Below are 21,727 nucleotides of genomic sequence, written 5' to 3'. Positions count from 1 at the left end.
ATGTTACTGAGGGGGGATTGATTAAGAAAAACACGATGGATTAATGTTTTTAGCTGCTTAAGGATTTAGCTGAATTTCTAAAAAATCTGCACTAAATGCCTGTTTTATTGCTGCAGATCAAAGCAAAACCATCATGACAAATATAAGCCAACAGGACATTTTTTAGCCGCCGTTTCGCAGCCATGCGCTCATGTCATACTCTTCTTCCTGAACATAAACCCTGCTCTTTTTCATCCATGAAACCGCAGGATTGCCTAATATGGAAGTAGATATTTAGCTTTTGTCCGGAACAATGAAGCTGAAATACTTCCATGCATAAACCCTGCTCTAGTGCATCCGTGCAGCCGCAGGATAAATACTTCCATGTATAAACCCTGCTCTAGTGCATCCGTGCAGCCGCAGGATAAATACTTCCATGTATAAAAAAAGCCGGCATAAGCCGGCTTTTTGCAATACATAACGTAAATATTAACGTTTTGAGAATTGTGGACGTTTACGTGCTTTGTGTAAACCAACCTTCTTACGTTCAACTTTACGAGCATCACGGGTAACGAAACCGGCTTTACGCAGATCGCTGCGGAAAGACTCGTCGTACTCCATCAATGCACGAGTGATACCGTGACGGATAGCACCGGCTTGACCGGAAATACCACCACCAGATACTGTGATGTTGAAGTTGAATTTCTCTAACATTTCAACTAACTCTAATGGCTGACGAACAACCATACGAGCAGTTTCACGACCGAAGTACTCAGAAATGTCACGCTTGTTAATAGTGATGGTACCGTTACCAGCTTTCATGAACACACGAGCAGTTGAGCTCTTGCGACGACCAGTACCGTAATATTGATTATCAGCCATTGCTTACAGCTCCCAAACTTGTGGTTGTTGTGCAGCATGCTTGTGCTCAGGACCAGCATACACTTTTAGTTTACGGTACATGTCACGGCCTAAAGGACCTTTAGGTAACATGCCTTTAACAGCGAACTCAAGAGCACGCTCAGGGGCTTTTTCAATCAGCTTTTCAAAGCTGATTTGCTTAAGACCACCTGGGAATTCAGTGTGCGAGTAGTAAATTTTACCTTTCGCTTTGTTACCAGTTACTTTTACTTTCTCAGCATTAACAACAACAACGTAGTCGCCGGTATCAACATGAGGAGTGTATTCTGGCTTATGCTTACCACGTAAACGGCTTGCAATTTCAGTAGCGATACGACCTAAAGTTTTACCTTCGGCGTCCACTACAAACCATTCGCGTTGTACGCTTTCTGGTTTTGCTACAAAAGTTTTCATTAAAAAAAACCCAATATTAAAATGTTACATCAATGACAATCCATAGATCATCGGTTCAGTTAGACCCGGTGTTACCCCTTCGAGTAGCCTCGGTCTGTTACCTTTTCAGGTAATTGTAACGTAGGGAGGCGCAGGATTATAAAGGAGATGAGGTAAAAGATCACGTATAATTTTCATTCAAATGGCATTTTTTATAAAATAACTAAAAAACGCGACATTTGAATAAAAATCATACCGCGAAGGGGCGCGGTTTGCCCTTAAGGCAAATGCTCTTTTGCCAGGTAATCATGGGACTGCATTTCCTGCAAACGGCTCAGGCAGCGTTTAAATTCAAAACTCAGGCGTCCGTCGCGATACAGGTTTTCCAGCGCCACTTGCCCCGACATGATAAGTTTAACATTACGCTCATAAAACTCATCCACCAGGGCAATAAAACGCCGGGCGCTGTCATCATGTTCCGGCCCCATTTGCGTGACATTGCCCAGCAGCACGGTATGGTACATACGGCTGATTTCCATGTAATCCGTCTGACTGCGGGCGGTTTCGCATAACTGGGAAAATTCAAAGTGCACCACGCCATCGGAAGCCTGTACCGTCTCCAGTAAGCGGTTATTCACTTCTATTGCCGCCCCTTTTTCGCCCGGCTCGCAGGAAAGCTGCTCAAAGTAGCGGTTTAAGTTTTCCCCGGCCTGATTATCAAGCGGGAAATGATAGATTTCCGCCTGCTCCAGGGTCCTTAAGCGATAATCCACCCCACTGTCGACGTTCACCACTTCGGTATGCTGGTTGATCAGGGCAATGGCAGGTAAAAAACGCGCCCGCTGCAGGCCGTTGCGATAAAGCTCATCCGGGATAATATTCGAGGTCGCCACCAGGGTGACCTTACGGGCAAACAGCTCTTCAAATAACGCCCCGAGGATCATGGCATCGGTAATATCGGAGACAAAAAATTCATCGAAACAGATAATGCACACTTCACTGGCAAAACGGTCAGCAATGATTTTCAGCGGATCCGACTGCCCGGTGTGCTGCTTTAATTCCTGATGTACCCTGTGCATAAAACGGTGAAAATGCACCCGCATTTTATTTTCAAACGGCAGGCAATCATAGAAGGTATCCACCAGGTAGGTTTTGCCCCGGCCGACGCCCCCCCAAAAATACAAGCCTTTGATCTGGGTGTTATCCTGTTTACCGTAGATTTTCTTCCAGCGGTTAAGCACCTTTTTAAAGCCTTTTACCGGCAGCGGCCTGTTTTGCAGATCTTCATATAAACGCTGCAGATGTTTGACGGCATTTTCCTGGGCGGCGTCATATTGAAAGTCATCCCGCTGCAGATCCCTTTGATACTTTTCTAACGGTGAAAGGCCGGTCATTTCACCACCCTCTGGCGGCATCGGCTTGAAAAAATAAAATTTAAGAGCATATTCAGTTTTATAGCTAACGTAGAAGCGGTATATTGAACTTATATTTTCACCAATTTTCTCCACGAATACAATCGAAGGTAATACAGTATGACTCTAATAACAGGATTGATCTCACTTTTGGTCGGCGCTTTAGGCGGTTTTTTTATCGGTAAAACTTTTTCAAAGTCCAACAAAGAAAATCAAAAACTTGCCCAGCAGGTAAATCAAAATGAAGAAGCATTGACCCAATATAAAAACGATGTCGCCGAACATCTGGACAATTCCAGCAAATTGCTGGAACAAATGCATGCCACGTGCCAGACGGCCATGAAGCAAATGGCGGAAAGCACAAAATTGCTGCAGCAGGCAACCCCGACGGAAAAAGAAGCCATGCCCTTTTTCTCCAAAGAAACCCAGGAGCAACTGGCGCAAACCGCAAACCTGCGTCATCAAAAAAGGGAAGACAAAGCCGAAGCAGTCATTACCGAAGCCCCGCTGGATTATTCCGGCAACCCAAGCGGTCTTTTTGACGACAAGAAACAAAGTGTTACAAATGCCGACTAGGGAATTTCGAACTAACGCTTTTATGCTCGGTCAATAATTGGGTCACTCATTTGATGAGTTAAAAAATGTTAAATTCTTTGAAGGATAGATCTTAAGTATGAAAAAACTGTCAATTTTAGTCAGCGCAGCATTATTTTCAGGCACCCTTGCCCTTTCAAGCGCACCTGCTTATGCCAATTTACCTTTAGCCGTCGGCGGTCAAACCATGCCTTCTCTCGCCCCGATGCTGGAGCAGGCAACCCCCGCAGTCGTTAGCATTTCAGTCAAAGGGACCCATGAGGTCGAGCAAAGAGTACCCGACGCCTTTAAATTTTTCTTCGGCAATCCGCGCCGGAGCCAGCCGCAAGAGCGCCCGTTCAGGGCTTTGGGCTCGGGGGTTATTATTGACTCAGATAAGGGTTATGTCGTCACCAACAACCATGTGGTGGATGAAGCCGATGAGATCGTAGTGACACTGAAAGACGGCCGCCAGATAGAAGCAAAAAAACTAGGCTCAGACAAGGCAAGCGATATTGCCATTTTACAAATTGAGGCCGAAGATCTCACCGATATCAAACTGGCAGACTCCGACGCTCTGCGTATCGGTGATTTTACCGTGGCTATCGGCAACCCCTTTGGCTTAGGACAAACCGTGACCTCAGGTATCGTCAGTGCCCTGGGGCGCAGCGGCTTGAATATCGAAAATTACGAAGATTTTATTCAAACCGATGCCGCCATCAACAGCGGTAATTCAGGCGGCGCCCTGGTCAACCTCAGGGGCGAACTGATCGGTATCAATACCGCCATCATAGGCCCGAACGGCGGTAATGTCGGCATCGGCTTTGCCATTCCCAGCAATATGATGAATAACCTTGCCAAACAAATCATTGAGTTTGGCGAAGTGCGCCGCGGCATCCTGGGAGTAACCGGCCGTAGCGTCAACGGCGACATCGCCAAGGCCATGGAGCTGGAAACCAACCAGGGGGGCTTTGTTGAGCAGGTAGTTTCAGGCTCTGCCGCCGAAGAAGCCGGCATTATGGCGGGTGATGTCATCACTAAGGTCAACGGCAAGAAAGTGAAAACCTTCCAGGAATTAAAAGCTAAAATCGGCTCCATCGGCGCCGGTAAAGAGGTAGAAATTACCGTGATCCGCGGTGACGGTGATGAAAAAGACTTTACCGTTAAACTGAAAAAATCGGATACCGCCAATGTTGAAGCTGCCAGCATCCATAGAATGCTAGAGGGTGCCGAGCTGGAGAACAACAATGAAGGTAACGGTGTCCTGGTAAAAGATCTCGCCGAGAACAGCCCGGCGCAGATCATCGGTTTAAAATCCGGCGATATTATTAACGGCATTAACCGTAAACGCATCAAAAATATTGCCGAACTGCGCAATTACCTGAAAAACCCGAAAGGGGTGATGGCACTGAATGTGATTCGCGGTAACAGCCAGCTATACCTGATGATACGCTAGATTTCACTTTGCCCCCTTAACAGATGAAAGGCCCGAAAGGGCCTTTCCTTTAACACCAGTCAACAATATCGTCCACAACCGAGTTAACATGAGACTCTGGCGGCAAAAAAACCAAAGTTACCGTTTCCTGTATTTCACTTCTCCCGTCAAAACAGGCAATGTCCTTGAACAGTCTATACTTTCAAAAGCGGTTTTCTTTTAATGCCATTAAAAGTATCCCATAAACCTTTGGCACAGCCGATAGGCAGCCCCCGCGATAACAACAAAAGCTTTAGCGAGTAGTATGATGTATTCTTTGCTTGTTCGAACATTCAGCACTCCCCCCTGGAACCTGCTGCTCGTTGCCCTGCCATTAACCGTAAGCGCATTTACCTCAAAAGCAGACGACAAAACACTCCATTTCGGGATTGACTCCTGGCCCCCCTTCACCATAGTGAAAGCAGGCAGCATCAGCGGTATCGATATAGAAGTGATCCGTGTCATTGCAAACACATTAAAACTGGAGTTAAAGTTGGTACCATGCCCCTTTAAACGTTGCCTGCGCATGATGGAAAACGGCGAACTCGATATGCTGGGTTCTTTACAAAAAAACCGGGACCGGCAACTGTATATGCACTATATAGAACCCAGCTATTATGCCGCCAACAAGGCCTTTTACACATTAAAGGCAACCCCTTTCACCATTGAGAAATATCAGGATTTACGGCAATACACCATAGGGGTCACCTTAGGGCATAAAAACAACCCAAGATTTGACCAGGATACGAAAATTTCAAAGTTTGCAGCCGTTAATACCGCCCAGCTGTCGGGGCTACTGATGAAAAAAAGGATCGATGCTTTCCTGAGTGTTGATGTCTATTCAGACTACTACCTGTTACAAAACAACCTTAGCCAATACATCAAAAAATCCCCCTTCTACTTCGAGGGAACCTTAGGTTATTTCGCTTTATCCAAGGCATCCGGATTGACAAAACACCTCAGGGAGTTCAACCGGGTATTGGAAGAAATGAAGAAAAATGGAGAAATTGACCGTATTATCAAAGAGGTATTAAACAAGCACAGTGTAGTAAAAGCACCTTTACCCTGATCGCCCCGGCGCCAACACATTCCTGATGGCATAATAATTACCCGCAATCTCCCGGTAAACTTTATCGACAAGACTAAACTGTGGTAGGCTTATGAAAAATAGCCAATTAACCTAACCCTTTTGCAAATCATCGCTTTTTTACAATATGTCATCCGCTCTGCAAGTTATGGTGTCATGCTTGCCGTTGTCCTGTTGCTGCTGATTCCTGAACTGAGGAACAATACCCTGGCGTTATGGAAAATCATTCCAGAACCAAACAATCAGCCGGCGGCACTTTCCTATGCAAAAGCCGTGAGTCTGGCCGGTCCGGCGGTAGTAAACATTTACACCCGGGATATTCAGAGCGCCCCGAATTATGGCGAGTACCCCACCAGTAATGTCCGTTTGGGCTCCGGGGTGATCATGGACAGCCAGGGTTATATCCTGACCAACTTCCATGTGGTGCAAAATGCGAATTTAATTTCCGTCTGGCTGCAAAACGGCCAGCAATTTGCCGCCGAACTTATCGGTTATGATATCTATACCGATTTGGCGGTATTAAAAGTAGAAGCGGTCAACCTGCCGGTGATCCCGCAAAAGACAGATTTAAAATCCTTTGCCGGCGATGTCGTCCTGGCCATAGGCAATCCGTTAAACTTGGGGCAAACGGTTACCCAGGGCATTATCAGCGCTACCGGCCGTAACGGCCTGAGCAATACCAGCTACCTGGAATTTTTGCAGATGGATGCCGCGATCAATGAAGGCAACTCCGGCGGCGCGTTAATCAACAGCAACGGCGACCTGGTGGGCATCAACTCCCGTCAGTTCTCCAACCCCCAGCTCAATATCCAGGGGATCTTTTTTGCCGTGCCCTATCAGCTGGCCAAAAAAGTGATGGAGAAAATAATTTCTCACGGCCGGGTAACCCGCGGCTGGTTAGGGGTGGTTGCCAATCGTTACATCAATGAATTTAAAGGTTTTATTATAGACCAGGTCACCCCGGGCAGTCCGGCCTATAAAGCCGGGTTATTGCCGGGCGATATCGTCTACCAGATAGGGGAACAGCAAATCAACAGTATTACCCATGCCCTGGATATAGTTGCGGAAACCAAACCCAACACCAGTTTGATGTTTAAGGTCTATCGCCAGAAGCGCCAGCTTGATATCCCGGTTACTATCATAGAATACAACCAGATACTGAATAAATAATACCAATTGCATTAAGTAGATGGCCAAAATTCGGTGAGGATAAATTTTCAAGAAACCCCTTTATCGTTCCAGACTAAAGCTAAGCACCTGCATGCAGGCGGGGCGTTTGATTGAGCAATAGCAAGCGATTGTGATTGAAAACAACGCAGGACCTGGAGATTTAGACCATCCGAAGATGGTTAGATATTTAATAAAATTGGTTTAAGCCGCTCCGGAGACTTAAAGCTGGACAAAGCATAGCCGGTCATTTCATAAGGCAGGGTCTTGTCAAAAACAATATACTGGCTGCCATAAGATGAGTTCTTCAGGAAATAGCGGGTCACGAAAATATTGCTATAAACCCCGTCAACATAATTAGACTTCACCAGTTTCATCAAACCATCCAAACTTTCATGCTCATGCCGCTTCACCTTGCCGGCCGCTATCGCATCCAGGTAGGCAAAGCGGGTAAAACCGACTATGGTGCCCAGTCTTTTCAGGGCTCCTAAACCGCGCCCCTGGGCATGGGGGTAAACCATCACGCCATCAATCGACTCCAGTACCGCCTGGCTATAGGTAATGATCCTTTTATGTTTGCTCTCCTGGGCCCAGCCACTATTATCGGGAAATTTAAAATCCACCTGGCCTGCCAGATAAGCGCCAAACAGGCTTTTCACCGGATACGCTTTATAAATAATGTTATGGCCATAACGTTCGGCAAAGGCATCCAGCACATCCCGGGAAAACCCCGCATATTGACCATGGCGCATCGCGGAAATAGGGTAATAATTGATATTTTCAACACCGATCAGCAACTCTTTGCCGGCAAGGGGGAAGCCCAACATCAGGCTTAAGAACAATACAGGGAAAAGTCTCATCGTTTTGACCTCACGAGTAAATCACCCGGTATGAATTATAGGTCCGGCTCTGAGCCTGAGGGTACTTTTCTCCTTGCTCAGGAGAAAAAATCTGCTGCTGTAATCGCCGGTAATGTTCTGTTAACCAGCTTGCTGTTATGCTCGGCGCCTGATTAGTGATGATCACATTATTTCAATTATTTGCGTCAGAGAAAAATAAAAGGAGTCTGAAATGAATGCAATTAATATCGGAGATCATATTTATCATGCAAGGATAACCATAAGTCCCTATTCCCTGACAATTAATAAAGAAAGAAAATACCTGGTCACCTATATCGAACGCAATAAGGGCAGCCATGGCCAGGACATTTATCATTGCGGCAAGCACCAGAGATTTGACAGCTTAAGCGTCGTCAAAGCCGATTAGCGCTCATCCCCTTTTACCCCGGCGACTGGTTTCGGTAAAAAATTCCGGCACAAAATTCAGGCTGCAGAAATAACCCTAAACTCCGGCATACGCAACGAATACGGTTATTTCTGCCCTTAGCCTGTACATTCAGGATCAAGGCAACACAGTGAAGCACCAACCTGACATAAAAGATGTTAAGTCGTTGTAAAATAAACTTAAAAAAGCAACAGTCTCTTAGACCAGAAGATTCTAACTTATACAAGCCCAGGTAATAGCAACAAACGAATAAAACTCAGCCAAGCCTCTGAAAAATATAAGATTACTTTGCAGTCCCTCCCCTTTAGCCGAGCGGTTTATCCCGCGGTTCCAGATCCTTTATGTTCATTTACCTGTACTCCCGATGCAGCAAACGGTTGACTTTTCTCTGCTACCACATAGAATTCGGCGCTGCTTTACCAGGGAAGGTTTAAGATAAAGTTCAACAATTAAAATAAGACCTCACTCACTCCCCTAAGGTAACAGGCCAAATTCACTGTTAACGCCACATAAGCGATAAGTTCGGCCATTAAACGCCGGCTTGACCTGCGGCGATTAACGACCGCCGAAAAAGTATAACAAACAAATTGGCTTTGGCTTATGAATCAATATCTTGGGGTCAAGGATACAATCAGAGAATGAAATTAAAAAAGAAGTTAACCAGCACCTTTTTATTAATCGCCTTAATTCCAACCTTAGCCCTGGGTATCATCAGTTGCTATACCGCCAGCTCAGCCCTGACGGCCCAGGCATTTTCCCAGCTAGTTTCGGTACGGGAGATTAAGAAGTCACAAATATCCAGCTACTTTGCCGAGCGCAAAAATAATATTGAGATGCTGCCCGGTGCCATTGACAGAATGCTGGACAGCACATCCCCTTCAACCCAGATCAACTCCGCTCATGAGCATCACGGTTACTTCGAAAATTTTATCAACACCTATGGCTACTATGATCTGTTTTTAATCGATCACACCGGTGAGATCTTCTATACCGTTACCCGGGAAGCCGACTACCAGACCAACCTGGTTTCGGGGGCTTATAAAGACTCAGGGCTGGGGCGGCTGTTTAAACAGGTAAGCAGCACAAAACAATTTGCCATGGCCGACTTTAGCCGCTATGCCCCCAGCAATAACGCACCGGCAGGTTTTATCGCCTTGCCCTTTACCACCGCCCCGGGACAAACACTGGTGGTGGCGCTGCAGTTATCCATCGACAGTATCAACCGGGTAATGCAACAACGCGAAGGCATGGGAGAAAGCGGCGAAAGTTACTTAGTGGGCAGTGATTTATTAATGCGCTCTGACTCCTACCTGGATCCAAACGGCCACTCGGTCTCCGCCTCTTTCGCCGGCGACATCCAAAACAACGGCGTAGACACCCGGGCAGCACAACTGGCCATCAAGGGTGAAACCGGCAATAACATCATTACCGACTATAACGGTAATCCCGTGCTGTCGGCGTACAGCCCGCTGGACATTTATGGCGCCCGCTGGGCAATTTTATCGGAAATTGATGTTACCGAAGCCTTTGCCCCGGTTTACCGGCTTTACTGGACCCTGTTTTTTGTCGTGCTAAGCGCCATTATCGCCATCATTGCCCTGGCCCTGGTGATGTCAAAGTCCATTTTACGCCCGCTGGCGGCCGAACCCAAGGAAATGCGACATATAGCAGAAACCATCTCAGGCGGCGATTTAACGATAGCATTTGAGCAAAACAGGGAAAACGCCAGTGTCTATGGTGCGATGAAAAAAATGACCCTGGAGTTAAAACATATGGTCGGTGAAATTGTCCATAACAGCATTAACCTGGCCAGCCTGTCGCAGCAAACCAGTGCCTCAAGCCTGCAGTCAACCGAGTCCTTACAGGAACAACAAGGCAGCATAGAGCAAATCGCCACCGCCATAGAGCAAATGGCGATGAGTATCCATGATGTTGCCGGCAATACCTCATCGGTTGCCACTTCAACCGCAAGTGCCCGGAGTCAGTCGGGGGAAGCGTCGGAAAAACTGAACCAGGCCATCCGGGATTTAAATCACCTGGATAATGAAATTATTCAAACCAGTGCCGTCATTCAGGGGCTGGCGGATAATTCCGTGGAAATAGGTTTAGTGTTGGAAGTGATCCGCGGTATTGCCGAACAAACCAATTTACTGGCGCTTAATGCCGCCATAGAAGCGGCAAGGGCCGGAGAGCAGGGCCGCGGTTTTGCCGTGGTTGCCGATGAAGTACGTACTCTGGCCTCAAAAACCCAGGAGTCCACGCAAAATATCGAGTCGATGATCTCTAAATTGCAAAGTGCGGCTTCAGAAGCGGTCAATGCCATTGCCACCAGTCACGCCATTGCCGAGCAAACCATAGGCAACACGGATCTCGCCGCCCGCTCGGTGGATAAAATGAATGACGAAATGGGCACTATTACCGAAATGGCCGAAGCCATTGCCAGCGCCGTTGAGCAGCAATCCTCTGTCTCCACCGAAATCAGCCAGAATATCAGCACCATCAGCCAGGTGGCTTATGAAAATGCTGCCAGTGCCGGCCAGGTCTCCGCCGCCAGTGAAGAAATCAGCACCATTTCCTCCACCTTGAATCAACTGAGCCTGAAATTTAAAGTCAGTTAAGGTTTGTTGTCGCGTAAGCGGGGAAAGGCTGTTCTGGCCCCCGCTTTTATGCCTTTTCGCTGTCTGATGAGATATCCGCCGGCCATTGCTCACTTCTTCGGGCAACTTCATCACCCGCCAGCTCTTCCTGGTGCGTCGCAATGGACCATATATGGCCGTCAAGTACCGGGATACAAATCGCCGCGGCTTCAGGGACGGCTGACGAGCTCATTTACCCGACCCCTGATATAGGGCAGCACTTGCTGTTCAAACCAGGGATTACGTCGCAGCCAGATATTATTGCGCGGACTGGGGTGTGGTAAAGGTATGATACCGGGGGCGTATTCCTGCCAGGCCCTGACGGTTTCGGTCAGGTTCTTTTTTTGCCGGTTTTTAAGATGGTAGTTTTGTGCGTACTGGCCTATCACCAGGATCAATTCAATATCAGGCAACAAAGCAAGCAGCTGCCGGTGCCAGGTTTTTACGCATTCGGCCCTGGGCGGCAAGTCTCCGCTTTTGCCCGTGCCGGGATAACAAAATCCCATGGGCACTATGGCTACTTGGTCTTCATCATAAAAAACCGTTTCGTTTATCCCCAGCCATTGCCGCAGGCGAACACCGCTGGCATCGTTAAAGGGGATCGAGGTTTTATGCACCTTAATACCGGGCGCTTGCCCTGCCACCAGGATTTTTGCACTTTGATTCCCCCGGATCACGGGGTTTGCCCCCAGGGGGAGTTCAGGCTCACACAAGCTGCAGCGGCGTATCTCTTGCTTAAGCCGTTCCAATTCATTCATGTTCAATATAAAGCTGGCCACAGGAAAATCACAATAAAACATCATACCCCGTATAAAAAGCCGGTGACAATACCCGCAACAGACACTCAACTTAATGAGTGTTGGGAACGGGTAAGGTTATGGTGAACCTGGTGCCATGCTCTTCGCTGCTTTCACAGTCCAGGCGACCTTTGAGGGTATCATGCACAATATGGTTCACGGCATTTAAGCCCAGCCACTTGCCCGAAGCGGCATGCTCAGCACCATATAGCGGCTGAAATAATGACTCTAAGGTTTCTTTATTGACAAACTTGCCGTGATCCTCAAACACCATGCACACGGCATGGTCTTCGCGCTTGATATCCAGCACCATAGTGCCGACCTTGTTCTCGCCATAACTGTTATTAAGGGCATAACTGATCAAACTGGTGATAATTTTTGTGATCGCACCCGGGTAACTCTCCAGCACGATATTATCGGGGCAATGAATCTTGATACTGTGTTTGCTGTGCTTTAACCTCGGCATTAACGTCAGCAGGATATCCTCAATATATTGCTTTAAATTAAAGTGGCGGCGTTCATTACCGGTTAAGTCAATGGAAAACTCTTTAAAGGCATGCAGCAACTCCACCGCTTTTTCCAGATTTCGGGAAATAAGACGGCAAGACTCGTAGGCAAGCACCTGATAATTGCTCATAAATTCTTTTGATAGGTTCATCTCTTTTGCCCGCAACATCAATTCCTGTGTTTTCTCTTCCAGGCTTGATGCCGTGGTGATACTCAGACCCAAAGGCGTATCGATTTCATACGACATATCCGCCACCAGGGTACCTAAAGACGCCAGCATCTCGGTATTGCTCTGGTGCTGCAGCATCTGATGCAGGTTATTCTGGCTTAGGGCCAGTGCCTGGTTCGCCGCATACAGATCGTCTATCAATTTTTCCTGCTGGCGTTCGGCGACAAAACATTCCAGCGCACGCCGCACTTTCAGCAGTAATTCATTTTGTTCGAACGGCTTTAATATCACCTGATAGACGTCAAGCTCATTGATGGCGGCCATCACCACGGAGATATCCTGATATGCCGTCATTAACATACGTTTTGCTTTAGGCAACTGGCTGCGAACTTTTGCCAAAAACTCCGTCCCTGACATCTGCGGCATGCGCTGATCCGTCAACACCAGGTGTATGCCCTGCCCCTGGCGATGCTCCACCACAATATTAAGTGCCTCTTGCCCGTTATTGGCACATAAGACCTGGTAATGCTGGCTCAGGATCAAGTCCAACAGATTAAGGATATGCGGATCATCATCGACCAGTAAAATTGTATGCTGCACTTCATTTACCGCCTGGTTGTTTTGTGACATAACACCACTTGTCCCTGGTAGTAATGGTAATAAATCATAAAAAGCTGAAACTGGATTTTCATAACCCAGGACATTAACTTTACGCTAGTTATGAGCTGATATTCTTTTGATTATCAGCAAGATCGGTTAGCTTATTATAAAATCAGCAAACCGTTATAGAATGTTATAGAAAGGATTTTCGAAAAAAGATAGTTGATACAGAGCATAATTTCCCCGGAGCAGGCTTAAATCAGTCCCGCCCTTCAAAATAGCGATAAATAGCAACAGTCACTTCATTTTTCCGTCGCCAGGGAGTGATTTTATATTTTTGCGTGTGTTATCGGGATGAACTAAGCTAGTTATCAATTATTTGTGGATGAGCCCCCGTGATAATAACAGACAGTTTTCTCTTAAAACCCAGCGTTATCACCAGTTTCGTACTGGGTCTGCTGTTATCTCACCTCGGGTATCAGTTCACCTTGAAGCAGGAAAACAAGGAAATAAGCCACGAATTAAATACCATTAAACTCCTCTACCAGACAGCTTTTGTCCGCGAGCTGGAATTAAACATTGAAATATTAAAAGACGTCAGGAAATTCTATCAGTCCTCCAACCAGGTAACCCGGGAAGAATTTCAGCAATTTACCGTTGAAACCATAGAAAAAATACCGGCGATCAAAGCCCTGGAATGGATCCCCAGGGTGCCGCTAACCGAGATAGACCTTTACATCAAAAAAGCCCGCGATGACGGCTTAACCGACTTCAACATCACCCAAAACGATCCCCGGGGTAATATGATAGTGGTAGAGCGCAATAAAGCCTTTTATTATCCGGTTTTTTATGTAGAACCCCTTCAAGGCAATGAAAAAGCCTTAGGTTATGATCTTTCCTCCAGCCCGGCACGGAAAAAAACCATTATTGCCAGCATGAATTCGGGAGAAACCCTGGCAACATCACCGATCCAACTGGTACAGGATCAGCAAAAAGCAGCCGCCTATCTGTTTATGGAGCCGATTTACCGCGGCGACAGAACACTGCGCCAGGCCCGGCTGGAAAATTTCCAGGGATTTGCCTTAGGGGTCTTTCGCATCCAACCGCTTTTTTTATCTTCCTTAAATTCAACCGGTTTATATAACAGCGAGGTCTTAGTGCATATGGAAGATATCAGCGAAGCCGCCTCGCCGGTCTCACTGTTTAAAACCTATAATAAAGAGCCGGATCGGGAAGCCATCCGCTACCGGCAAACCATTACCACCAAACGACTAGGGCGGACCTGGCGCATGACCCTGCATCCAAGCCCGCAGTTTATCAGGCAATTTCAAAGCAACAGAGCGCAAATAGTCTTTATTTCCGGCATGGCCTTTACCTTACTGGTGATTTCATTTCTCTATCTGCTGATTGGCCGGGAACGGGAAGTCCGGCTGCTGGTTGAGCACAGAACCAGACAATTACAGCTGGAGCAGCGCCGCAGCCAGGCGATACTCGATACCACACTCAACGCCATCATTACCATCAATGCCAGTGGCCTTATCCAGTCATGCAATCCCGCCGGGCAAAAATTATTCGGTTACCAGGAAACCGAACTGTTAAACAATAATATCAAGATGTTAATGCCTCCCCCTTATGCCCAGCAACATGATGAATATCTTAACAACTACCTGACGACCAATGTCGGTCATATCATAGGCAGCGGCCGGGAAGTCATGGGATTGAAGAAAGATGGCTCCACCTTCCCGATGTTTCTCTCGGTAGACAAGGCGAGCCTGGAGGATACCGTTATTTTTGTCGGGGTTATCGTCGATTTATCCCAACAAAAAGAAAACGAAAAAATATTGGTAGGTGCCAAAGAGAAAGCAGAAATGCACTCCCGGGCGAAAAGTGAGTTTCTCAGCATGATGAGCCATGAACTGAGAACACCTTTAACCGTCATCCTCGGCTATCTGCCCCTGCTTACCGACAGAAACAAACTACCGCTTCCCGGAATCATTACAGAAATAGCCAATGAAATGAAAGACTCTGGGGAGCATTTGTTGGTACTTATCAATGACATTTTAGATATTTCCAAGATAGAAGCCGGCAAACTGGAAATAAAACGCCAATGGCAAAACAGCCATAACCTGGTAGAAGAGTGCCTGCAGACGCTGGAAAAAAGCGCGCAACATAAAAACCTAAAATTAATCAATCAGGTGCCTGACTTAAGAATCTTTTCGGATCCCACCCGGCTCAAGCAGATCTTCATCAATTTGCTTAGCAATGCCATCAAATTTACCGATCAGGGGGCCATTACCGTACGCGGTGAACAAAGCGAAAAGAATATTATCTTTGAAGTTGAGGATACCGGCTGCGGCATAGATAACAACGTCTTGCCTTTGCTCTTTGACAAATTTTATCAAGTAGACAGCAGCAGTACGCGTGAAGTCAGAGGCACAGGTTTAGGGCTGGCAATCAGCAAGCGGCTGATCGAATTGCATGGCGGCAGCATCAGCGTCGCCAGCCAACTAGGTGTAGGGACTACATTCACCTTCTCAATCAATAACATATTGGAAGCAAACCATGAGCTCAATTCTACTGGTTGAAGATGACCAAGTGATCAGGAAAATGATCAGCATACGCCTGCAGCTTCGCGGATTTGAAGTGGATACTGCAGTAAACGGGGAGCAAGGGGTAGAAAAAGCCAGTACCTGCCTATATGATGCTATATTAATGGATATGCATATGCCGGTAATGGACGGCCATGAGGCCACAAAAGTCCTCCGGAAGCAGGGTTATCAGGGACTGATTATTGCGGTTACCGCATCGGTAATGTCAGAAGAAACCAATAAAGCCATCAATATCGGCTGCGATCATTTTATCCCTAAACCTATTGAAGTTACGTTTGAAGATCAGGTGACGGAGTTTATCACCCGATTTAAAGCGGGTTAATCCAATCATGGCCATTTGGGATCGCTATGGACAAGAAAGAAGAATTACTGAAACAGCAGCTGCAAGAGTTAAAAGCCAGCTATCAGCAGGAATTACCGGAAAGATTGTCAGAAATAAGGGATTTATGGCAAAAAATCACCATGAACTGGTCAAGGCAAAGCCTGACGGCACTTTGTACTTGCCTTCACCGTATTTCAGGCTCGGCGGCTTCGTTCGGTTACCCTGAGCTGAGCGTCAGCGCCGCTAAAGCCGAGCAGTTACTAAAATCCTACGATAACACAGACAATATCCCCGACAGCAACCAGCTGCAAACCTTAACCTCGGCGCTGCAACAAGTCTTCCAATACCCGGGTTAAACCATTATTTCAGTGCCCGGCCAAAAGGCTCAAGCCTGAGCCCTTATTGCTGTTGACAGAAATACAACTGTTCATTCAAGCTGTCGATACGCCTGACCAGCTCTTCCATCATATGATCTTTGATCAACTCACGCATTTTTCCCGGCAGCCGCCGAAACTGCTTGCGCGACATCCTCATGGCAAAAATATTGCTCTCTGCCACCACAGACGCGGTACGCGGAGCGTCCCTGACCAGGCCGCAAACCCCGATAACATCACCGGCGCATAACTGATCAAACTCTTTTCTGTCCCGCACCACTTTGGCACTGCCGCTGAGCAACAGGTAAAAATTATTTTCCACTTCCCCCTGACGGATAAAAATCTCACCGGCGGGTATTTGATAAAAAATTTGCTGGTTATCCGATAAAATACGAATTTCATCGGGTAGCAGATCGCTAAACAGGCTCAGGCGGCTAATGATTTCATAAGCCTTGAAGCTGGGCACTTTTTTAACTTTGATGGCAGACAAAGCATCCCCCATTGGTGTTTCAGCTAAGCAATAAGATAAAAATTATTCCATTGATAACCTTAACAACAATAAAACAGCAAGCTCCCTATAAGGATCAACCACAACAAGCCCAGTTAAATTACCAAAATTCACAATGACTAAGGTTAATATAAGCTTAGTTCATATTCATCAATACCTTAAGCCAGTGCCAAAAATGAAAAAAGCAGCAAACCATCAGGCTTGCTGCTTTTGTTATTTCCGGCCATGACCCGGGTCTTGTAAACGCTTTACCAGGTAAGCTGGTAATTCACGGAAAGTAACCGGCCGCGCCCCGGGATAGAGCTGGTGTTATTACCGTTACGCTGTAACTGGCTGTAAACCGAGTAATATTGCTTGTTGAACAGGTTTTCAATGCCAACAGTCAAAGTTCCCTTAGGCAATTCTACCTGGTTTGACCAATCCACTACGCGGTAGCTTTCCACGTCCCGGCGGCCAAAAGCATTATTACCGTCGATACGGTAGTCTTCGCCGCTTACCGCCAACAATCTCAGCTGGCTGGTCCAGCCCTGTAAATTATCATAAACCAAGGCGGCGGAGAGTTTATTCGGCGGAATGGCAAAACCATTCATTTTAATGTATTCATCCGCCCCTTCGGCTTTTTCTTTGCCTTCGGCATAGCTGTAGCTTAAGTCCAGCGCCAGGTAATCATTAATGTCTAAATCCAGGGTAACCTCTATGCCTTTGATTTCAACCTTGTTGCGGCTTAAACTCAGCCCCATATTCTCACTTTTCACATTGCCTAAATCAGACGAAGAGTGAAACAGGGCAAGACTCATAGCAACCTGCTCGAAGTTCCCGCGCCAGCCGAATTCGTAATCCTGGGTTTCCACCGGCTTAAGCTTGGACTGACTCAAGTCGAACTGTTCATTGGCATAACGGATCCTTAAACCGATATCCGGCAGTTCGTATCCTTCGTTAGCAGCCAGATAAACCGTATGATCATCATTTACCTGGTAGGTGGCGGCAAAGTTAGACACGAAAGAGTCGTAATCATAATCGCTGCCCTGAATATCAACCGCCTGCCCTAAGGTGGTAAAGTCATCGAAGCTGGCTTCTATTTCTTCATAACGAAGGCCAGCTTCCAGGCTGATGGCGTCATTTAGCTGGTATCTGGCCTGGGCAAAGGCGGCCCGGCTGCTATGGGTCAGTTCAGGCACAAAGGCTTTGTCGCCAAGCTCCTGAAATACCAGGCCATTGCTTTCATCGTAAATATCACCGTCATAGGTGGTTACCGGCATCTCGCTTTTTTCTTCGCTGCTATCCAGTCCCCAGTCAAGGTCTAACTGCTCGCTCAGGGATGAGTTCACCGTTAAGCGCAGCCCTAAGTTAGTGCTTTCAAGGTAGGTTTGTGCCAGGTGGTTCCAGGTGCCGTACGGGCGGCCATCAAACGGGGAGAAACGTGATTCATAGTCCCGGTAATAAAGTTGGGCCGTTAACCTGTGGTCATCATTGATACGGTTTTTATAGCTCAGGTCGAATACCTGGTTGCTGATCTCATTTTGCTTATCAAGTTCCAACCCCTTTATTGACTGGGCCTTGGACAGGTAAGGTAATTCTTTTGCCGAAGGATCTGAAGCATAATCCGTATCTTGTTCCAACTGGTAACTCAATGCAGAAAATTCCAATGACTGATCTTGCCACTGGTATTTAATTTTGCCGTTGATGCTGAAAATGTCGCTGTCTATGCTATCCCCCTGGCTTGGCTCGGGGGCAATGCGATCGCCATCGGCATCGTAGGCTCCGGCAGTTTTTTCAAAAGAACCCGCCAGTAAATAACTCCACTGCTGATATGAACCGCTTACTTCCTGATAAATCTGAGAGGTCATGGAGTCGCTTGTGCGCTCCGTCAGGCTTATTTGCGTGGAAATAGAACTGACAAGTTTATTTTCACCCTCGCCAGATTTGGTATGAATATAAATAACTCCGCCGGTTGCACCGCTGCCGTAAATCGCATTACCACCGCGGAAGACTTCCACCCGGGCCACCTGGCTTGGGTGGATATTATGCAGATCCCTGGAAATATTACGATTGGTGTTTAACGGCACGCCATCAATCAACACCAGGGCATTACGTCCACGTATCGTTGTTCCAAAATTCGTCAATGCCGGGGTAGGAGGCGCCATGCCCGGCACTACCTTAGCCAAAACCTCGGCTAAATTCTGCGCACTGGCAAACTCAGTAGTTAATACCTCGTTATCTATTACCGTCACCTGGCGTGAGATGGACTCAAGGTCCGACGACATGCGTTCGGCAAAAATTTCAACACGTTCAATGTCCTCAGCGACGGCATTAAATGTGGAAACAGATAAAAAAGACGAAACAAGAACAGCGATATAAGATTTATTTATATTCATAATACTATGATTAATCATCAAGTTACTTTTATTAAGAGAGTAACTTATTATAGAGGCATTTAACTCAAATGCAAACCATTATCATTTGTGTTTTTGATTATAGTCAAAGAAATGTTACAAGTCGGCAAAGGATTGCTGAATATATGTCGGGTACTTTTCGGCGGGAACAAGGTGCCGGCCTTAGCATATTCACCGACCATTTTCGGAGTGATAGCCAAAGATTCATGGGTGCTGACAAAGCTTACCTCCGAGTAATCAAGCAAAAGACAAGGCACACAGGGGAGCTTTAATCGCCTGGCGGCTTCCAGCCGGTGATGTCCGTCCATCACGGCATAACTTGACTTGTCCAGGGTAACCGGCACCCGCCATAACCCTTCCGACTGAATTTTATCCACCAGCCAGTTAACCCGCTCTGAATATACTTGCTCATTGGGTAAGATTTTTCCGGTTTCAACAAAAACAATCGATTTGGCGCCTAACATGATGCATCTTCCTTAATAAATAATAACTGTGAGTTTGAGTGATAAATACGATCCGGGTGCGCATGGCTTAAAAAGTTATGGTGAGAAATATGCCAGCCATAAGCCCCTGTTTGTTCAAACAAGATCAGATCGCCGACATTAAGCTGCTCTATCTCAACCCGGCTGGCTAATACGTCTTTTGGCGTACATAACTCGCCACATAAGGTGATCTTCTCTCCTAAAATGCCCGGACGCGGGTAGGACCAGGGCCAGTGATCGACACTAATCACCTGAAAAGGATGGTTATGTTGCCAGGACGAAGGCAAACGGAACTGATGATTGCCGCCGCGCAAGACCGCAAAATACTGATCATGGTTCGATTTAATGTCCGTGACTTCCGCCACATAACAGCCGCAGGTGGCACTAACAAAACGGCCGCACTCCATAGCCAGAGAAAAAGCAATATCCGCTTCCTGGATCAGCTTATTGAGTTCCTGGCAATAGTGCTGCCAGGCAAATTGCTGATCGCTATCCTGGTAATTGATGCCGATACCGCCGCCGATATTTAACAATTCCATGTTAAGGCCATGGCTTTGCTGCCAGCCCCTGGCGACTTCGATATAGGTTTTTACCAATAATAAGTGACTGTCGGCATCAAGATTATTGGAAATGGCATGAAAATGAAAACCGACACATTCCAACTGGGGATAGCTGGCTAAAGAAGCTAATACTTCGGGGATTTGTGCCTGGTCTATACCGAACTGAGTCGCTTTTCCCGCCATTTGCAAGGTCGCATCGGGCAATTCAAACCTGGGATTCACCCGCAGCAGTACTTTGACTTTTTGCCCGGCCTTGGCTGCCAGTTCATTTAACCGGTCCAGCTGTAACACACTTTCGATATGGTACAGCTCAACACCGGCATCCAGGGCTCCCTGGAGTTCTACCCGGGTTTTTCCCGGCCCGCCAAAAGCGATCGGCCGATGGCTATCTGCCTGCCGGGCTTTATGGATCTCTCCCAGGGAGGCTACCTCAAACCCATGGATATATGGGGACAAGGTTTCAAGTACCGGCTGATCCGAGTTGGCCTTGATCGCATAATAAAAATTCACCTTATCGGGTAAGTTTTCACTGATCCATTGGATACGCTGGCTTAAATAATCCAGATCATAATAATAGGCACAAACGGGATCGGTTTGCTGCGTTATGTATTCTTGTAAAGGGTGTAGGGAAAATGCTACCGACATAGTTATTCCTTGTATGCGGTTAAATTATTAAATATTTTTACATGCCCGGCGCAGCATAGTTAACTGGGCCGGGCATACTCATCTTTATCTTGCTTATTCTTTATAGGCCGCCAAATGGCTTTGATGTGCCCGGCGCATAATGCCGCGGTCATCGCCAACGACAAAAACCGACACCGACTCCTCACGCCAGGCCTTAATTTCCTCGGGCTCCCTGGGTAAAGCACAAAAGACTTTCCCGGCAATCCGGGTTTGCCGGTGGATATGGGCGATTGCTTCGCTAACCGAGTCATGGCGGGTTTGCCAGGGCAGCTCAAAAGATTGTGATAAATCCGCAGCCCCTTCCAAAATGACATCGACTCCCGGGGTCGCCGCGATGGCGTCAATATTTGCCAGCCCCTGGCGGCTTTCTATCATCACCACCACTAAGGTGTTTTGTTTTGCCTGCTCAATATAGTCCACCAGGCCGTCGAGACCATAACGGCTGTCCCGGGTGGAGTTCAGTCCCCGGGTACCCAGGGGGGCATAATGGCAAGCGGCAACTGCTTGTTGTGCCTGCATGGCATCATCGATACGCGCAAAAACAATACCGGCGACACCGGCATCCAATAGCTGCACCACCAGATGTAAAGCCCCCGGCGGTACCCTGACCAACAGCTCCAGGGCGCTGGCGCGGGCCGCTAATATCAGTACTTCCAACTGTTCCTTGCCGATCAGGGTATGCTCTAAATCGATAATGGCAAAATCATAACCGGCTGCGGCAATTTGCTCTAAGGCTACCGCAGAGGGGATAGAGCAAAATAAACCAAAGACTTCTGTGTTATTAGCGATACGTTTTTTCAGTGTTGATGGCTTCATG

21 protein-coding genes are annotated in these 21,727 nt (G+C 47.1%); 9 read left to right on the top strand and 12 right to left on the bottom strand.

Translation table 11 applies throughout. The features are described from left to right. Window positions 1-468: 468 nt before the first annotated feature. The 3 genes from rpsI to zapE form a co-directional block, all read right to left on the bottom strand. On the bottom strand, window positions 469-861 hold the full coding sequence (gene rpsI, locus SG35_RS03720) for a 30S ribosomal protein S9 (protein ID WP_044836057.1): 393 nt from the start codon (window positions 859-861) through the stop codon (window positions 469-471). A 3-nt stretch (window positions 862-864) separates the two neighbouring features. Further along, window positions 865-1,293 (bottom strand): 50S ribosomal protein L13, encoded by a 429-nt coding sequence (gene rplM / locus SG35_RS03715; protein ID WP_044836058.1) that lies wholly within the window; start codon window positions 1,291-1,293, stop codon window positions 865-867. A 257-nt stretch (window positions 1,294-1,550) separates the two neighbouring features. Continuing rightward, on the bottom strand, window positions 1,551-2,666 hold the full coding sequence (zapE, locus tag SG35_RS03710) for a cell division protein ZapE (RefSeq protein ID WP_044836059.1): 1,116 nt from the start codon (window positions 2,664-2,666) through the stop codon (window positions 1,551-1,553). Window positions 2,667-2,804: 138 nt separating this feature from the next. Here zapE and SG35_RS03705 point away from each other — a divergent pair, with 138 nt between their 5' ends. The 4 genes from SG35_RS03705 to SG35_RS03690 all read left to right on the top strand — a co-directional run bounded on the left by SG35_RS03705 (window position 2,805) and on the right by SG35_RS03690 (window position 6,988). Beyond that, on the top strand, window positions 2,805-3,260 hold the full coding sequence (locus SG35_RS03705; protein WP_044836060.1) for a Z-ring associated ZapG family protein: 456 nt from the start codon (window positions 2,805-2,807) through the stop codon (window positions 3,258-3,260). A 97-nt stretch (window positions 3,261-3,357) separates the two neighbouring features. After that, the gene (locus SG35_RS03700) at window positions 3,358-4,713 is read left to right on the top strand and encodes a Do family serine endopeptidase (protein ID WP_044836061.1); all 1,356 of its coding nucleotides are present in this window, start codon (window positions 3,358-3,360) and stop codon (window positions 4,711-4,713) included. Between the two features lie 283 nt (window positions 4,714-4,996). Further along, window positions 4,997-5,800 (top strand): substrate-binding periplasmic protein, encoded by an 804-nt coding sequence (locus tag SG35_RS03695; protein WP_084693018.1) that lies wholly within the window; start codon window positions 4,997-4,999, stop codon window positions 5,798-5,800. A gap of 174 nt (window positions 5,801-5,974) precedes the next feature. After that, the gene (locus SG35_RS03690; protein WP_044836064.1) at window positions 5,975-6,988 is read left to right on the top strand and encodes a trypsin-like peptidase domain-containing protein; all 1,014 of its coding nucleotides are present in this window, start codon (window positions 5,975-5,977) and stop codon (window positions 6,986-6,988) included. A gap of 179 nt (window positions 6,989-7,167) precedes the next feature. Here the strand turns inward: SG35_RS03690 and SG35_RS03685 are convergent, their stop codons facing one another. After that, window positions 7,168-7,845 (bottom strand): substrate-binding periplasmic protein, encoded by a 678-nt coding sequence (locus SG35_RS03685; RefSeq protein WP_084692850.1) that lies wholly within the window; start codon window positions 7,843-7,845, stop codon window positions 7,168-7,170. A 211-nt stretch (window positions 7,846-8,056) separates the two neighbouring features. On the opposite strand from SG35_RS03685, the gene SG35_RS03680 reads away from it, so the two are divergent. After that, window positions 8,057-8,251 carry a hypothetical protein gene (locus SG35_RS03680; RefSeq protein WP_044834171.1) on the top strand — a complete coding sequence of 65 codons (195 nt, stop codon included), beginning with the start codon at window positions 8,057-8,059 and terminating at the stop codon, window positions 8,249-8,251. Window positions 8,252-8,907: 656 nt separating this feature from the next. Further along, on the top strand, window positions 8,908-10,887 hold the full coding sequence (locus SG35_RS03675; RefSeq protein WP_044834170.1) for a methyl-accepting chemotaxis protein: 1,980 nt from the start codon (window positions 8,908-8,910) through the stop codon (window positions 10,885-10,887). Window positions 10,888-10,933: 46 nt separating this feature from the next. On the opposite strand, the gene SG35_RS03670 is transcribed toward SG35_RS03675, so the two are convergent. The 3 genes from SG35_RS03670 to SG35_RS03660 form a co-directional block, all read right to left on the bottom strand. Next, the gene (locus SG35_RS03670) at window positions 10,934-11,098 is read right to left on the bottom strand and encodes a hypothetical protein (RefSeq protein ID WP_160298328.1); all 165 of its coding nucleotides are present in this window, start codon (window positions 11,096-11,098) and stop codon (window positions 10,934-10,936) included. After that, window positions 11,076-11,663: a uracil-DNA glycosylase family protein gene (locus SG35_RS03665; RefSeq protein ID WP_084692851.1), complete on the bottom strand. Its 588-nt coding sequence runs from the start codon at window positions 11,661-11,663 to the stop codon at window positions 11,076-11,078. The genes SG35_RS03670 and SG35_RS03665 overlap by 23 nt, the downstream gene beginning before the upstream one ends. Window positions 11,664-11,754: 91 nt before the next feature. Then, the gene (locus SG35_RS03660; protein WP_044834169.1) at window positions 11,755-13,008 is read right to left on the bottom strand and encodes a hybrid sensor histidine kinase/response regulator; all 1,254 of its coding nucleotides are present in this window, start codon (window positions 13,006-13,008) and stop codon (window positions 11,755-11,757) included. A gap of 365 nt (window positions 13,009-13,373) precedes the next feature. Between SG35_RS03660 and SG35_RS03655 the strand changes: the two genes are divergently transcribed. The 3 genes from SG35_RS03655 to SG35_RS03645 are packed head-to-tail and all read left to right on the top strand — an operon-like array spanning window position 13,374 to window position 16,265. Continuing rightward, entirely contained in the window at window positions 13,374-15,563 is a 2,190-nt protein-coding gene (locus SG35_RS03655; protein WP_044834168.1) for a CHASE domain-containing protein, read from the top strand. Then, window positions 15,541-15,909, top strand: a complete 369-nt coding sequence (locus SG35_RS03650; RefSeq protein ID WP_044834167.1) for a response regulator — start codon at window positions 15,541-15,543, stop codon at window positions 15,907-15,909. Before SG35_RS03655 ends, SG35_RS03650 begins: the two co-directional genes overlap by 23 nt. A 26-nt stretch (window positions 15,910-15,935) precedes the next feature. Continuing rightward, window positions 15,936-16,265, top strand: a complete 330-nt coding sequence (locus SG35_RS03645; RefSeq protein ID WP_044834166.1) for an Hpt domain-containing protein — start codon at window positions 15,936-15,938, stop codon at window positions 16,263-16,265. Between the two features lie 43 nt (window positions 16,266-16,308). Here SG35_RS03645 and SG35_RS03640 read toward each other — a convergent pair whose 3' ends face one another. The 5 genes from SG35_RS03640 to SG35_RS03620 all read right to left on the bottom strand — a co-directional run bounded on the left by SG35_RS03640 (window position 16,309) and on the right by SG35_RS03620 (window position 21,726). After that, window positions 16,309-16,773 carry a cyclic nucleotide-binding domain-containing protein gene (locus SG35_RS03640; RefSeq protein ID WP_160298327.1) on the bottom strand — a complete coding sequence of 155 codons (465 nt, stop codon included), beginning with the start codon at window positions 16,771-16,773 and terminating at the stop codon, window positions 16,309-16,311. Window positions 16,774-17,039: 266 nt separating this feature from the next. Next, entirely contained in the window at window positions 17,040-19,166 is a 2,127-nt protein-coding gene (locus SG35_RS03635) for a TonB-dependent receptor (RefSeq protein ID WP_053043206.1), read from the bottom strand. A gap of 59 nt (window positions 19,167-19,225) precedes the next feature. Further along, window positions 19,226-19,648, bottom strand: a complete 423-nt coding sequence (locus SG35_RS03630) for a ParB N-terminal domain-containing protein (protein WP_044834163.1) — start codon at window positions 19,646-19,648, stop codon at window positions 19,226-19,228. Continuing rightward, window positions 19,642-20,871, bottom strand: coding sequence for a type III PLP-dependent enzyme (locus tag SG35_RS03625; RefSeq protein WP_044834162.1), 1,230 nt, complete (start codon window positions 20,869-20,871; stop codon window positions 19,642-19,644). Before SG35_RS03625 ends, SG35_RS03630 begins: the two co-directional genes overlap by 7 nt. Before the next feature lie 93 nt (window positions 20,872-20,964). Then, window positions 20,965-21,726, bottom strand: coding sequence for an HpcH/HpaI aldolase family protein (locus SG35_RS03620; RefSeq protein ID WP_044834161.1), 762 nt, complete (start codon window positions 21,724-21,726; stop codon window positions 20,965-20,967). Window position 21,727 lies beyond the last annotated feature (1 nt).

The sequence above is a fragment of the Thalassomonas actiniarum genome, from assembly GCF_000948975.2.
GTDB lineage: Bacteria > Pseudomonadota > Gammaproteobacteria > Enterobacterales > Alteromonadaceae > Thalassomonas > Thalassomonas actiniarum.
The sequence above is the reverse complement of the archived record's forward strand: the minus strand, read 5'-3'. Positions and strand labels throughout refer to the sequence as shown.

Bases quoted from the DNA above. Each gene is read 5' to 3' on its own strand.
- rpsI (WP_044836057.1), bottom strand. From the start codon at position 861: ATGGCTGATAATCAATATTACGGTACTGGTCGTCGCAAGAGCTCAACT.
- rplM (WP_044836058.1), bottom strand. From the start codon at position 1,293: ATGAAAACTTTTGTAGCAAAACCAGAAAGCGTACAACGCGAATGGTTT.
- zapE (WP_044836059.1), bottom strand. From the start codon at position 2,666: ATGACCGGCCTTTCACCGTTAGAAAAGTATCAAAGGGATCTGCAGCGG.
- SG35_RS03705 (WP_044836060.1), top strand. From the start codon at position 2,805: ATGACTCTAATAACAGGATTGATCTCACTTTTGGTCGGCGCTTTAGGC.
- SG35_RS03700 (WP_044836061.1), top strand. From the start codon at position 3,358: ATGAAAAAACTGTCAATTTTAGTCAGCGCAGCATTATTTTCAGGCACC.
- SG35_RS03695 (WP_084693018.1), top strand. From the start codon at position 4,997: ATGATGTATTCTTTGCTTGTTCGAACATTCAGCACTCCCCCCTGGAAC.
- SG35_RS03690 (WP_044836064.1), top strand. From the start codon at position 5,975: ATGCTTGCCGTTGTCCTGTTGCTGCTGATTCCTGAACTGAGGAACAAT.
- SG35_RS03685 (WP_084692850.1), bottom strand. From the start codon at position 7,845: ATGAGACTTTTCCCTGTATTGTTCTTAAGCCTGATGTTGGGCTTCCCC.
- SG35_RS03680 (WP_044834171.1), top strand. From the start codon at position 8,057: ATGAATGCAATTAATATCGGAGATCATATTTATCATGCAAGGATAACC.
- SG35_RS03675 (WP_044834170.1), top strand. From the start codon at position 8,908: ATGAAATTAAAAAAGAAGTTAACCAGCACCTTTTTATTAATCGCCTTA.
- SG35_RS03670 (WP_160298328.1), bottom strand. From the start codon at position 11,098: ATGAGCTCGTCAGCCGTCCCTGAAGCCGCGGCGATTTGTATCCCGGTA.
- SG35_RS03665 (WP_084692851.1), bottom strand. From the start codon at position 11,663: ATGAATGAATTGGAACGGCTTAAGCAAGAGATACGCCGCTGCAGCTTG.
- SG35_RS03660 (WP_044834169.1), bottom strand. From the start codon at position 13,008: ATGTCACAAAACAACCAGGCGGTAAATGAAGTGCAGCATACAATTTTA.
- SG35_RS03650 (WP_044834167.1), top strand. From the start codon at position 15,541: ATGAGCTCAATTCTACTGGTTGAAGATGACCAAGTGATCAGGAAAATG.
- SG35_RS03645 (WP_044834166.1), top strand. From the start codon at position 15,936: ATGGACAAGAAAGAAGAATTACTGAAACAGCAGCTGCAAGAGTTAAAA.
- SG35_RS03635 (WP_053043206.1), bottom strand. From the start codon at position 19,166: ATGAATATAAATAAATCTTATATCGCTGTTCTTGTTTCGTCTTTTTTA.
- SG35_RS03630 (WP_044834163.1), bottom strand. From the start codon at position 19,648: ATGTTAGGCGCCAAATCGATTGTTTTTGTTGAAACCGGAAAAATCTTA.
- SG35_RS03625 (WP_044834162.1), bottom strand. From the start codon at position 20,871: ATGTCGGTAGCATTTTCCCTACACCCTTTACAAGAATACATAACGCAG.
- SG35_RS03620 (WP_044834161.1), bottom strand. From the start codon at position 21,726: ATGAAGCCATCAACACTGAAAAAACGTATCGCTAATAACACAGAAGTC.